The organism is Vibrio sp. 1557 (assembly GCF_033340175.1).
In the GTDB taxonomy this organism is placed as follows: Bacteria; Pseudomonadota; Gammaproteobacteria; order Enterobacterales; family Vibrionaceae; genus Vibrio; species Vibrio alginolyticus.
The window spans coordinates 1-10,754 of record NZ_JAWOVZ010000048.1 but is presented as its reverse complement, the minus strand read 5'-3'; the positions used below and the strand labels follow the sequence as shown (position 1 = coordinate 10,754).

The window sequence follows — 10,754 nt, the reverse complement described above, 5'->3', positions numbered from 1 at the left end:
AGCATGTTGCCCGCATCCATTGAGCCTTCACCTTTACCAGCACCGACCATAGTGTGTAGTTCATCAATGAAGAGGATGACGTTGCCTTCTTCTTTAGCAAGTTCATTCAATACTGATTTTAAACGCTCTTCAAATTCCCCACGGTATTTCGCGCCAGCAACCAGTGCGCCCATATCCAGTGATAGCACACGGCGACCACGCAGACCTTCAGGTACTTCATTGTTAACTATGCGCTGCGCTAAGCCTTCAACAATTGCTGTCTTACCTACGCCTGGTTCACCGATAATCACAGGGTTGTTTTTAGTACGACGCTGCAATACCTGGATAGTACGACGGATTTCATCATCACGGCCGATAACCGGATCCAATTTACCTTGCTCTGCACGTTCGGTAAGGTCTATGGTGAACTTTTCCAATGCTTGACGAAGCTCTTCTGCATTCGGATCATTGACCTTTTGACCACCTCTGATCTTTTCGATTGCCTGGCTGACTTTTTGCTCTGTTAAGCCGATCTCTTTGAGCAATTGCCCCAATGGTCCGCGATCTTCTAAAGCGGCAAGCAGGAAGACTTCAGACGAGATATAGGAGTCTTGACGCTTTTGCGCCACTTTGTCACACAGGTTAAACAATGTGCCCATCGAGCTAGAGAGCTGAACATCCCCACCGATGCCACTGACTTTTGGTAATCGATCTAACATTTCACTCAATTTAGAGCGTAAATGCGTTACGTCCACATCCAGCATAGTAAGCAATGGACGAATTGGACTGCCATTTTGATCAAGCAAAGCCACCATGAGGTGAACTGGCTCGATATATTGATGATCGCGCCCTAACGCTAGTGATTGAGCATCAGAGATAGCGATTTGAAACTTACTTGTGAATCGATCAAGACGCATATCTACCTTCCTAACCTCAACTAAAGGAAATTCTTTTGACAGTTAGAAAGATGGATACTCAGGAGGGGAATTTCAAGGGAGTGAATGAATAAAGATAGCTTTGCAAAAATAGTAGTATGCATCTTAGCACTTTGGTGCTTATAGCTAGTCTTCGATCCAAATAAAGGTTGCTTGTCGACCAGTCTTACCATCACGGCGATAAGAGTAAAAAGAGGCTTTATCTTGGTAAGTACAAAGTCCAGAATCAAACACTTGTGTCACACCAGCCCGGTTTAGACGTTGCGTTGCCAGCACCGGCATGTCAGCAAACCATTTACCGTCGATATCGCGTGGAGCAAATGCTTGATTCGCCTGTGAATCAAAATCAACAAAAGCTTGCAGAACATCTTCACCCACTTCGAAGGCTTGGGGGCCAATGGCGGGGCCAAGCCACGCTATCACTTCACCAGAAAACAACGCTAACGCATTTTCGACAATGCCATTTGCTAAGCCGCGCCAACCTGCGTGAACAGCGGCTACTTGCGTACCTTGTGTATTAGTCAATAATACAGGTAAACAATCGGCGGTCATCGCTGAACAAATAACATGGCTTGAAGAAGTAAATACACCATCCGCATCAAGCACCTGTGTTGTTGGTTCATTTGCTTGAGCCACAACGGTTGAATGCGTTTGGTTTAACCAGATTGGCGCATTTGGCATGCTTGCCTGTTGCGCCAACCAAGCTCGGTTCTTCTCTACTAAAGACAAATCATCCCCAACGTGAGTACCTAAATTTAGCCCTTGGTAAGGGCCTGTCGAAAATCCGCCTATGCGTGTTGAGGCGAAAGCTTTGACATTTTTAGGAGCTGGCCAATTCGGAATGATCGTCTTCATATTAGAATTCTTCCGGTAAGCCGTGCTCTTCTGTATCTTGACGAAGCGCTTCAGTCATCACAACCATGTCATCAGGCACTGGAGCATGAAACTCAAGAACTTCGCCCGTAATTGGGTGCTCAAAGCGCAGCATTACTGCGTGCAATGCTTGGCGATCGAAGCCCCGGATCATTGCCGTTAGCTCTTCAGACGCACCTGTCGGGATGCGAGCACGTCCACCATATGCAATATCACCGAGCAGCGGATGCTGAAGATAAGACATGTGCACACGAATCTGGTGCGTACGACCCGTTTCTAGACGCAAACGAATACGCGTGTGTTCGCGGAAGCGTTCAGCAACACGGTAGTGCGTTACTGCTGGTTTGCCCATTGGTGCCACCGCCATAAGCGTGCGCTTAGTAGAGTGACGACCAATAGGTTGATCCACTTTACCGCCCGCAGTCATACGACCAATAGCGATCGCTTCGTACTCACGAGTAATATTACGTTTTTGCAGTGCGCGAACCAGACGAGTTTGTGCAGGAACGGTTTTCGCCACCACCATCAAACCCGTTGTGTCTTTATCCAAACGGTGCACGATACCTGCACGAGGTACTTCTGCAATATCAGGGTAATGATGCAACAACGCATTAAGTACAGTGCCATCAGGCGTACCAGCGCCCGGATGAACCACAAAGTCACGAGGTTTGTTGATAACGATAATATCTTCATCTTCATAGACGATATCTAGCGGGATATCTTGCGCTTCCCAGCGTTCTTCATCTTCTAACTCGGCTTGCAATGTAATTTCCTCGCCACCCATTACTTTGGTACGAGGTTTAGTGACAACTTCACCATCAACTTGAACTTTCCCATCAAGCAGCCACTCTTTTAGGCGCGAGCGAGAGAAGTCCGCGAATAATTCGGCGATAGCTTGGTCTAAACGTTGACCTAACTGGCTATCTTTTACGGTATTTGTTAATACAATCTGCTGAGCCATATCGAACTTTTTTAAAAACTGTGAGACTAATGCTCACGACTGTGAAAAAATAGACTATTACGTCATTGTATCTGTTACTGGAAAGAAAGTAACGGCAGCTTAAGAAATATTTAGATTCAAGGAACAGACTCCTGATATGAAACGTCAGACTTTAACAGGCCTTTTAGCGGTATCCCTTCTGTTTGGATGTGCAAGCAAAGAAGAAATCGTTCCTGATGTGCCGCCTTCGGAACTGTATGCAGACGCACAGATTTCTCTTCAAAGTGGTAATTGGCTTTCTGCAATTGAGAAACTGGAAGCATTAGACTCACGTTACCCATTCGGTGCCTACTCAGAACAGGTGCAGCTTGACCTAATCTATGCGTACTACAAAAACGACGACCTTGCTTTGGGCTTGGCAACCATTTCTCGCTTTATGCGTTTAAACCCAACCCATGAAAAGATGGATTGGGTGCTGTACATGCGAGGTCTAAGCCACATGGCGCAAGATCGTAACTTTATGCATGATTTATTCAGCGTAGATCGAAGCGATCGCGATCCTGAACCGGTAAAAAAAGCGTTTGATGACTTCAAAAAACTACTTCAACGCTACCCGAATAGCCCATATGCAGAAGATTCACAAAAACGTATGGTCGCGCTGAAAAACCGTCTAGCGAACTATGATTTAGCGACTGCTGACTTCTACCTTCGCCGTGAAGCTTGGGTCGCTGCTATTAATCGCAGCCAAGAGCTACAAAAAGCGTATCCAGACACAGAAGCTGCACGTAAGTCACTGACTATCCAGCTAGAGGCCTACAAGCAACTTGGTTTGGAAGACGCCGTAGCAAGAACTGAAAAGCTTATCGAGCTCAACCCTGTGAAGTAATTGAACTTGCTTTAAACTGAACCGCCACCGTTTTTACCGTGGCGGTTTTTTATTACTCTCAATAGTGTATTCAGCCCTTTCTTGATGATCTTCCTAGCTCCACATATGCTTAAAGTTCTCCTCTCCCCTTTATAAAAAGGATGTGAACGTGACGATATCTAAGCTTTGCGCAGTTATGCTGCTCCTATTGTCTGCTTCCGTTTGCGCACTGCAAATCTCGCCGCTCAAACAGCCTCCTTATACTGGGGACCTCGATGTCATCAAGGAGAAGAATGTACTGCGCGTCTTAGTTTCTGCTGATTTAGGCTTTTACTACATTGAGGGCGGCACACCAAAAGGCATAGGCGCGGAATTGCTGGCGCATTTCGAAAAAGACCTTCGTAAACTCAAACCAAAGCTTAACGTACAAATTATTCCTGTTGCCCGCGACCAGCTACTGCCAGCCTTAGAAAACGGTTCAGGTGACTTAGTTGTCGCCAACCTGACTATTACCGACACGCGCAAACAGAAAGTGGAGTTCAGTTCACCCATTCTCACTGACATTCAAGAGTGGGTAGTGACAAACAAAAGCACACCAACGATGACGAAAATCGAACAACTGAGCGGCAAAGAGATTTGGGTGCGCGCCAGCTCTAGCTACTTTGAAAGCATTCAGACACTAAATAAGAAACTAAACAAAAAAGGCTTACCGCCTGTTATCGTGCACTTTATTGAAGAAACACTTCAAGATTATGAGCTGGTCGGAATGCTCAACAATGGTTACGTCAAAGCCATTGTTCTCGATAGCCATAAAGCCAAGCTTTGGCTGAAAGTGATGGATGATATTCGGGTGCACAAAAAAATCCCTATCCGCAAAAATGGCAAAATTGCTTGGGCAATGCGAGAAAATAGTCCCAAATTAAAAGCCGTCGTGAATAAGTTCATCCAGAAGTCTCGCTCTGGGACACTACTCGGTAACGTTATTTACGGTAAATACATCGATAACACGGGATGGTTGAACAGAGCTCTTAACCCTAAGAAAATTGCTCAACTAGAAAAACTCGCAGCGCTATTTTCACGCTATGGTGAGAAATACGATATCGACTATTTACTGATCGCTGCAATCGCTTACAAGGAATCAGGATTTAATAACGACCTAGTTGGAAGCCGAGGTGCCGTTGGCATAATGCAAGTCCTACCCAGCACCGCTCAAGATCCGAATATCAATATCAAAAATGTTCGACAATTAGAAAACAACATTCATGCTGGAGTGAAATACTTAGCTTTTTTGCGTAAGCAGTACTTCAGTGATCCTGATATTACTGCACAAAATAAACTCTACTTTACATTGGCGGCTTACAATGCGGGCCCCGGCAATGTAGAGCGTATTCGTAAGCGTGCAGCCCAACAAGGTTACGATCCTAATGTTTGGTTTAATAACGTGGAAGTCGTTATGCGGAAAAGTTTAAGCTCAACGGTTGGGTACGTCACAAGCATTAATCGCTACTACATAATATACAAACAACTAGAAAGTTTGGACCAAGTCAAAAGTCTAGAAAGGGTTTCACTAGCCCCAAAAGACCCCATTTTCATGATACCGCTACGAAAAGTCAGCCAAATGCCAGACAGTAAAAAGCCGCTTGTACAGTAAGCGGCTTTTTAAATGGATTCATTGGAAAGACTCAGTGATCGTCATCACACCTTACGTGTAGTTAAATTTTAACCACCTCAAATATTAGGCCGTAAAACTTCCCTAAAAACGAGGCCGTTTTCAGCTGAGTACTCTATCCAATCTACGGATTTACTAACCGATAACAAGCAATTTCACGATAAATCTCAGAAGTTCTTGAGTGAGATCACATTCATTTTTCATCATAAAAAACCCGAGCAAAATAATGATCTGAATCACATTTTTTTGTGCTTAAAGCGGTAATCTGAACTCAACCCATGAGGGATGCAACAGAGGAAAAACACTTATGACAATGAATATCACTGGCAAAAACATCGAAATCACCTCTGCAATCCGAGCTCATATTGAGAGCAAATTTAAAAAACTGGAGAAATGGCAAGTAGACCTAATTGGTTGCCAAGCAACTTTCAGTGAGGAACCAAACAAACAGAAGAAATTCGAAGCGGTTATCAAAGTTCCTAAAGGCCAGCTCATTGCCTCAGCAACTCACGAAGATCTTTACGCAGCTATCAACGAAGTGGAGCAAAAACTAGAACGACAATTGAACAAGCTGACCCACAAACCTGAAGCTCGACGTGCAAGTAAGCCTGAGCTAGTGGAAGAAGAAGAGTAAACTGAACATATTGAGGAAATAGCGCCGAAAGGCGCTATTTTTTTGCTTGACGCTCTCCCCAGCCTTGCTTATTGTGTTTAAACACTCATAAATTAAGCACTATTTATGCATTTAACCTCACTGTTTATTTTTGACTTCTTTTTCCTCCCATAGTTGGAGGGGCGAACTCGTTTGTGAAAGAAAAGTCAAAAACAAACAGAAAGCCTCCCAAATCGGGAGGCTTTTTTATAAGGAAAGAATTGATGACTGACCAACCTATTTCCCTCGAAGAAATTCGTTTACGCTTGAATGAGTTGGATGACCAACTTCTCAGCTTATTGTCTGAGCGCCGTAAACTCAGCATTGAAGTAGCCAAAAGCAAAGTACAAACCTCAAAGCCTGTTCGCGACGCCGTCCGTGAACAGCAATTATTGGTCAAGCTGATTTCTAATGGCCAAGATAAATACGAACTTGACGCGCAGTACATCACCAAACTTTTCCATACCATCATTGAAGACTCAGTTCTGCTTCAACAAAGTTATCTGCAAAATCTCGTTAACCCACAGCAAAGCCGCAAGCCACTTGCTCGCGTCGCTTTTTTAGGAGCCAAAGGCTCTTATTCGCACTTGGCAAGTCGCGAATACTTCAGTCGTAAAAATACGGAGCTTATCGAGCTCAACTGCGAGCACTTTAAAGAAGTGACTCAAACGGTTGAATCTGGCCATGCTGATTATGGCGTTCTGCCAATCGAAAACACCAGCTCAGGCTCTATTAATGAAGTGTATGACTTACTACAACACACGACGCTTTACATCGTTGGAGAGCTAACTCAACCAATCGAACACTGCTTGGTTGCGAAAAAAGACATTCGTCTGGAAGATATTAAAACGCTGTATTCTCACCCTCAGCCACACCAACAGTGCAGTGAGTTTTTAAGCCGTATGAAAGGGGTAAAGCTGGAATCCTGCGCGAGCACAGCAGATGCAATGCAGAAAGTCCAAGAGATGGATCGTGATGATGTGGCTGCAATTGGTAATGCATCAAGCGGTAAGCTATATGGCTTGCAAGCAATTCAAGGCTACATCGCAAACCAAACCGAAAACCATACTCGCTTTATCGTGGTTGCTCGTAAACCGGTTGAAGTTTCTACTCAGATTCCAGCAAAAACCACATTGATCATGTCGACCTCCCAAGAGGCAGGCTCATTGGTTGAAACACTATTAGTGCTGCAACGTTACGGCATCAATATGACCAAGCTGGAATCACGCCCAATTATGGGGAACCCGTGGGAAGAGATGTTCTACGTAGACTTGACATCACATCTTGCTTCGACAGAAATGCAACAGGCACTTGAAGAGCTAACAAAAATCACTAAGCACTTGAAAGTATTAGGCTGTTACCCGAGTGAGAACGTAAAGCCTACGCAAGTAAAATTGAGTTAATAGACACCAGTGAGTAAAAAGATCATGGCAACCCAAAAAGTCGTAATCGCATCGCTAAACCCAGCCAAAATTAATGCAGTTCAAAGTGCATTTCGTAATGCATTTCCGCATCAAGAGTTCAACTTCGTTGGCATCAGTGTACCGAGTGAGGTCGCAGATCAGCCCATGACGAATGAAGAAACTCATCGTGGTGCGCTAAACCGCGTTAAAAACGCAAAAGTAGAGATGCCAAACGCGGATTACTATGTCGGTCTCGAAGCGGGAATTGAAGCAAACGTGACGTTTGCTTGGATGGTGGTTGAGTCAGAGACTCACCGCGGTGAATCTCGTTCTGCAAGCTTAATGTTGCCGCCAAAAGTCTTGGAAAAACTCAAGGATGCGAATGAGTTGGGAGATGTAATGGACAAAGTGTTTGGTACTGATAACATCAAACAGAAAGGTGGCGCTATTAGCCTACTAACCCAAAACCAGCTAACTCGAAGCTCGGTCTATCACCAAGCCTTGATTCTGGCTTTGATTCCATTCACAAACCCTGAGCACTTTCCTTCAAATTTATAACACTCAGCCTATTCTCTAGATACGCAAAAGGGCGGATATTTCCGCCCTTTGTAATACGTTATCTTAGTCAATTGTAACACCAAGGCCTAAAAGCAAATTGGATATACTGTCTACTTAGATACCGCAACTTGTTCTAACAAGACTTTCAACTTGTCTTTTTCTTCATCAGATTTCGACTTTAGTTCGTTAGAGCCACGAGTAATGGTGGCAATGCCCACACCAAGCATCTGACTGATCTGACGTTGAGATAATTCTCCTTTAAGAAGTTCGTTAATTATATTAACGCGTGATATTAATGACTCTCTCTCATCACGTGACATCAGCATTGTTAACAGCATGTCATCTTGCTGGGTGCCCATACTTGTTCGAATTAGCTCAATAATCTGTTGCCAGTCTTTGTACTCGGGTTCGTGCGACATCAAGTTACCTCACTCAATACTTGGTATTGATCTCATGTTGATTCAAGAACGCGCCATCGATACCCAAAAGATCACGATAGTATGTTTCAAACATCAAGATGTTTTGTACATAACCGCGCGTCTCTTTAAATGGAATTGCCTCAATAAAGGCATAAGCATCCACTTTTCCTTGGGTACGCTCTCGCCACGTTTTTACTCTGTTAGGACCTGCATTATAAGCAGCAAGAGCAAAAATACGATTATTATCGTAATCCTCTAATAAACCTTGCAAATAATGGCTACCAATTTCGATATTTTTTCCTACATTGTAGAGATCCTGCGTACCTTGATAACTCAACTTATATTTACGTGCCGTGTACTTCGCCGTCGCAGGCATGATCTGCATAAGACCACGAGCGCCAACTGGAGAGCGGGCTTCAACATCTAACGCACTTTCCTGTCGAGCGAGAGACATCATCGTGACGGGATCAATGTTGTGCTTTTTCGCATAAAAGTTAAACCACCAGCGGTGTGCTATTGGGAACCTAAGTTCGATATTATCCCACATCTGCGCTTGAATACTCGCGGTCACCGTTAGGTGATGCCAACGTTTAAATGATGCATAAGCCGCCAACATCGCCTTTTCATCTTTCCCTACGCGGCGCAGTAAGTGTGCCCATTCACTCTTCGCTGCTGCGATTTTATCCGTCGCGATCAACTCTTCGATACGAGCTAACGAGTCTTGATAGGGTTGAACAACTTTCTTATCCAACTTAACCGTATGCGTTGGGTATTTGATTGATTGCCCGATTGCATTGGCGGCAGCCACACTGTAGAAGTTTCGTTGCCCAAGCAGAGTTGCTAAACGCTGTTTCCCCGCGATGTCATCACCTAACGCTATTTCACTTCTTCCAAGCCAATATTGCCAGCGTAGCGTGGCTTGTTCTTCTTTATTTAGAACAGCAATCCACTCTTGTACGCCTTTCCAATCTGCATTTTGAATCGCTAAGCGGATGCGCGTTTCAATCAACGGTAAGTACTGACTGGTTTTCGTTTTATCATCGCGCCATTTAGCTAATGACTCAGACTCCGTACGAGTCAATCGAAATGCAATATAGTCGGCAAGTTCTTGCGCTTTTTCTGGAGAAAACTTCTGTCCTTTAATGACAGCATCGTACGCACCTTGTGCTTGGCTAGTGTTCATGCGAGCCAACTTTTCTAACGCATATTCACTTTGCGCTCGATTAAAATCATTCGCAGGTTTTTTCTTCGCGAATTCCGCAACACTTGAAGGATTATCAAACAACGCTTTCATTTCTTTGGCTTGTTGCTTTGCCTGCGCTGATTTAGGCAGTTTGAGCAAGTAACTCATCAAACCGCCATTACGAGCATCAAACGCCAGTAACATACGCTGTAGAATCAGTTCATCGGTACGCTCACCCGCCTTGTCCCATGCTGCAAATAATGGGTCACACTCATCAGCAATGCTGATGCCACGTAACCACATATGTTCAGCCCCTTTAAACGCCGCGACTTTCTTGCCTTGCTTTAATTGAGCGACGTAGAAAATACATTGGTAACGCTCACCACTAGGAATGACTTTTTGAAACTCAGTAATGGTTTTCCAATCTTTTTGCTTATAAAGATGATTGAGGTATGGAGCGCGAACTCGACGAGAAAATGGAAAAGACTCGTGCTCAGAAATAAACTCGTTCACCTGTTGTGGTGACTTTTCCGGTAACTGTCTAATAAAAGTGCGGTAATCCACATAAGGCGTTAGTGGATAGTCAGAAATTTTAGGACGAATCGAAAGGTATCTGTCGATGTCATTTTTATCTAATAAATCTTGAGCTTGCTCATATACTTCGCGCTGCTTTTCCAAACTCAGCGCGGCATTAGCACTCAAACTCATAGCACACAACGCGGCGGCGCAGCATACCTTTTTAGCCAATTCAGATACGTTGAATCTCATTTGTGTCATTTTCCCCAGACATATACTGCCCTAAAGCCTAGTTTTGTTAGAGTTCATGTGATGTTAAGGCAATTTTCACACATGCATCTATTTACACAGAATGCAGATGTCCATGTAAAGCAACTTTGTGTATTAAAAATTGTACTCGTCAAACTTTTAAGACGATGGAGACAAAGCGTTTCTAACTCGCATAGAACACACTTCGTCATTCTTAACGAATAACAAAAGTGTATACCCTAACCGTGTAAGTTTCCGGTCAGCTCAAAATAAGAAATCCATTCGTTAGGGAAATTCTTGCAATGCGGTAACAAAAACAAAGCACTTGGTATAAAATGATGGGTTTGAATGACAGTTAATTTAGGAACGATCGGCAATGGCTGAATACGTATATACCATGTCGCGGGTGAGCAAAATTGTGCCACCTAAGCGTCAAATTCTTAAAGACATCTCTCTGAGCTTCTTCCCTGGTGCGAAAATCGGTGTTTTAGGTCTGAACGGTGCAGGTAAATC

The 10,754-nt window shown here is 44.0% G+C and carries 10 protein-coding genes and 1 other annotated feature; of the genes, 5 read left to right on the top strand and 5 right to left on the bottom strand.

Annotation, left to right across the window (positions count from 1 at the left end; translation table 11 throughout):
- The 3 genes from R7070_RS23980 to rluD all read right to left on the bottom strand — a co-directional run.
- The coding region (locus tag R7070_RS23980) for a Clp protease N-terminal domain-containing protein (RefSeq protein ID WP_318141317.1) at positions 1-896 on the bottom strand (896 nt) is incomplete at its 3' end.
- A 144-nt stretch (positions 897-1,040) separates the two neighbouring features.
- Positions 1,041-1,769 (bottom strand): peptidoglycan editing factor PgeF, encoded by a 729-nt coding sequence (gene pgeF, locus R7070_RS23975; protein ID WP_054574292.1) that lies wholly within the window; start codon positions 1,767-1,769, stop codon positions 1,041-1,043.
- A 1-nt stretch (position 1,770) separates the two neighbouring features.
- Positions 1,771-2,748: a 23S rRNA pseudouridine(1911/1915/1917) synthase RluD gene (rluD, locus tag R7070_RS23970; RefSeq protein ID WP_005381875.1), complete on the bottom strand. Its 978-nt coding sequence runs from the start codon at positions 2,746-2,748 to the stop codon at positions 1,771-1,773.
- 136 nt (positions 2,749-2,884) lie between these two features.
- Here rluD and bamD point away from each other — a divergent pair, with 136 nt between their 5' ends.
- From bamD to yjjX, 5 genes are all read left to right on the top strand, one after another.
- Positions 2,885-3,613, top strand: a complete 729-nt coding sequence (bamD, locus tag R7070_RS23965; RefSeq protein WP_005381876.1) for an outer membrane protein assembly factor BamD — start codon at positions 2,885-2,887, stop codon at positions 3,611-3,613.
- 148 nt (positions 3,614-3,761) lie between these two features.
- Entirely contained in the window at positions 3,762-5,243 is a 1,482-nt protein-coding gene (locus tag R7070_RS23960) for a lytic transglycosylase F (protein WP_309473959.1), read from the top strand.
- 325 nt (positions 5,244-5,568) lie between these two features.
- Positions 5,569-5,895 carry a ribosome hibernation-promoting factor, HPF/YfiA family gene (gene hpf, locus R7070_RS23955; protein ID WP_005381889.1) on the top strand — a complete coding sequence of 109 codons (327 nt, stop codon included), beginning with the start codon at positions 5,569-5,571 and terminating at the stop codon, positions 5,893-5,895.
- 108 nt (positions 5,896-6,003) lie between these two features.
- Positions 6,004-6,125 (top strand) — a sequence feature (Phe leader region).
- A gap of 12 nt (positions 6,126-6,137) precedes the next feature.
- Complete coding sequence (pheA, locus tag R7070_RS23950) at positions 6,138-7,316, top strand: prephenate dehydratase (protein WP_256900276.1); 1,179 nt, start codon at positions 6,138-6,140, stop codon at positions 7,314-7,316.
- Between the two features lie 24 nt (positions 7,317-7,340).
- The gene (yjjX, locus tag R7070_RS23945) at positions 7,341-7,874 is read left to right on the top strand and encodes an inosine/xanthosine triphosphatase (protein ID WP_025768441.1); all 534 of its coding nucleotides are present in this window, start codon (positions 7,341-7,343) and stop codon (positions 7,872-7,874) included.
- Positions 7,875-7,984: 110 nt separating this feature from the next.
- Here the strand turns inward: yjjX and trpR are convergent, their stop codons facing one another.
- Together trpR and sltY are read right to left on the bottom strand one after the other, a co-directional pair.
- Entirely contained in the window at positions 7,985-8,293 is a 309-nt protein-coding gene (gene trpR / locus R7070_RS23940; RefSeq protein ID WP_005381892.1) for a trp operon repressor, read from the bottom strand.
- A 13-nt stretch (positions 8,294-8,306) separates the two neighbouring features.
- Positions 8,307-10,253, bottom strand: coding sequence for a murein transglycosylase (sltY, locus tag R7070_RS23935; protein WP_044129577.1), 1,947 nt, complete (start codon positions 10,251-10,253; stop codon positions 8,307-8,309).
- Positions 10,254-10,754: the final 501 nt, after the last annotated feature.

Bases quoted from the DNA above. Each gene is read 5' to 3' on its own strand.
- hpf (WP_005381889.1), top strand. From the start codon at position 5,569: ATGACAATGAATATCACTGGCAAAAACATCGAAATCACCTCTGCAATC.
- trpR (WP_005381892.1), bottom strand. From the start codon at position 8,293: ATGTCGCACGAACCCGAGTACAAAGACTGGCAACAGATTATTGAGCTA.
- sltY (WP_044129577.1), bottom strand. From the start codon at position 10,253: ATGACACAAATGAGATTCAACGTATCTGAATTGGCTAAAAAGGTATGC.
- pheA (WP_256900276.1), top strand. From the start codon at position 6,138: ATGACTGACCAACCTATTTCCCTCGAAGAAATTCGTTTACGCTTGAAT.
- yjjX (WP_025768441.1), top strand. From the start codon at position 7,341: ATGGCAACCCAAAAAGTCGTAATCGCATCGCTAAACCCAGCCAAAATT.
- bamD (WP_005381876.1), top strand. From the start codon at position 2,885: ATGAAACGTCAGACTTTAACAGGCCTTTTAGCGGTATCCCTTCTGTTT.
- rluD (WP_005381875.1), bottom strand. From the start codon at position 2,748: ATGGCTCAGCAGATTGTATTAACAAATACCGTAAAAGATAGCCAGTTA.
- pgeF (WP_054574292.1), bottom strand. From the start codon at position 1,769: ATGAAGACGATCATTCCGAATTGGCCAGCTCCTAAAAATGTCAAAGCT.